This window comes from Mesorhizobium sp. M7A.F.Ca.CA.001.10.2.1 (assembly GCF_003998575.1).
GTDB lineage: Bacteria > Pseudomonadota > Alphaproteobacteria > Rhizobiales > Rhizobiaceae > Mesorhizobium.
Map to the genome: position 1 here is coordinate 1 of NZ_RZQY01000972.1, position 1,576 is coordinate 1,576.

2 protein-coding genes and 1 pseudogene are annotated in these 1,576 nt (G+C 62.0%); all 3 read right to left on the minus strand.

The genetic code is table 11. The features are described 5' to 3' along the window. Window positions 1-595: acyltransferase (locus tag EN964_RS34070; protein ID WP_164776350.1), on the minus strand; the 595-nt coding region annotated here is incomplete at its 3' end. A 261-nt stretch (window positions 596-856) separates the two neighbouring features. Beyond that, window positions 857-1,162 (minus strand): hypothetical protein, encoded by a 306-nt coding sequence (locus EN964_RS34075; RefSeq protein ID WP_127270646.1) that lies wholly within the window; start codon window positions 1,160-1,162, stop codon window positions 857-859. Window positions 1,163-1,327: 165 nt separating this feature from the next. Continuing rightward, window positions 1,328-1,576 (minus strand): annotated as a pseudogene (locus EN964_RS34080) (XRE family transcriptional regulator); the annotation flags it as partial.

The window sequence follows — 1,576 nt, forward strand, 5'->3', positions numbered from 1 at the left end:
GTGAAAAATAGAAGGCCCAGGCCGGCGCCGCGCTGGTCAGCCACTGGCAGGCGGCGAAGGAGGCAAGGCCGGCAACGCCGATCACGGCTGCGGCCGTTCGCCGGCCCGGCCGCAGCCAGGCGGCCAGCAGAAGCAGCGCCGGCCAGGCCAGATAGAACTGCTCCTCCACCGACAACGACCAGAAGTGGATGAAGGGATTGCTGGTGGCGTCGGCGGCGAAATAGTCGAACGACCAGCGCAGCAGCCACAGATTGATGGAATAGGCGGAGGCGAACATGGCGCCGCGCGAATAGAGCGCCTGCTCCTGCGGCGCCAGGATGAAGTAGCCGGCGGCCAGCGTAACCAGGATGACGAATAAAGCTGCCGGCAGAAGCCGCCGCGCGCGCCTGGCATAGAAGCGCCAAAGGTCGAGCCGGCCGGTCTCGCCGATCTCCTGCATGAGATGGGTTGTTATCAGCCAGCCCGAGATGACGAAGAAGATGTCGACGCCGGCAAAGCCGCCGGGGAGCGCGGTGAGGCCGAAATGGTAGGCGACGACACCGCCGACGGCGAGCGCGCGCAATCCTTGTATGTCCGGCCGGAACGATGCTGCCACGACGGCTCCTTCGTGCAAGGCCCAGCCCCTGCGCAACGTCGGCCGGGCAGGCTGATATCGCAATGCAACAAATTTATCGCAGTGCAACATAGAGCAATTTTATCGCGGTGCAACATAGCAGGAATGGGAAATGGGCCGGCGCGCCGGCCGGGCTTGATCGTTGCGTGGCTTGATCGTTGCGTGGCGGGCTTGTCCGTGCGCCCCGCGGCAGACGCAAAACAGCCCCGCGAAGGGGCTGTTTCTCATCGGGCCGCTGGATTGCTACTTGCTGCCGCCGTTCGCTTTCACGCTGCTGCAGAATTCCGGATGGCTGTTGGCCGCAGTGGCGTCCTTCGCCTCGTCCTCGCAGGCCTTCATCATCGCGGTCTGGTCGTCCGGCGTAAGGGCCTTCCAGGCCTTCACGAAATCGTCGTCGCTGACCATCGTCTTCCTGCTGGAGTCGGTGTAGAAGGGCTGCATCTTGGCCGGATCGTCGAGAGCCGACGTGCCGGTGTCGCTCGCGGCAAGCGCCGTACCGGCAACCATCGAGAGCGTCATCGCGCCGAAACAGATCATCTTGATGTTCATGGCGGTACTCCTCCTGTTGCTTTGGGATCGTCGAAGCAACGATCAGCTGGAAAACGACAGGTTTGGGTGAAAGTTCCGGGGTTTTTTGCGCAAAAATCCCGAAACGAAGAAAAATATAGTCGAAAAACTTGAAACTTTCCCCGATTTTTCCCGTAAGAAGCGAGTTTATCGGGTCTCTCGTGCGAGACTGACCACCAGCCGATCGACACTGGGGTCGTCGAGACTGACGATATGGGCCATCTGCAGCGCTCGCCTCATGCTGATCCTGGCGACGTCCTGCCGCATGATGACGGATACAAAGGCCGGCCCTGATCCGGTGAGGACGATCGCCCTGCCTACCAGAACCGGTTCGGAGATGGGAGCCCACTGCACGGTCATGATTGAGGGCTCGGTGGTCTGGCGCCGGTTGATGCC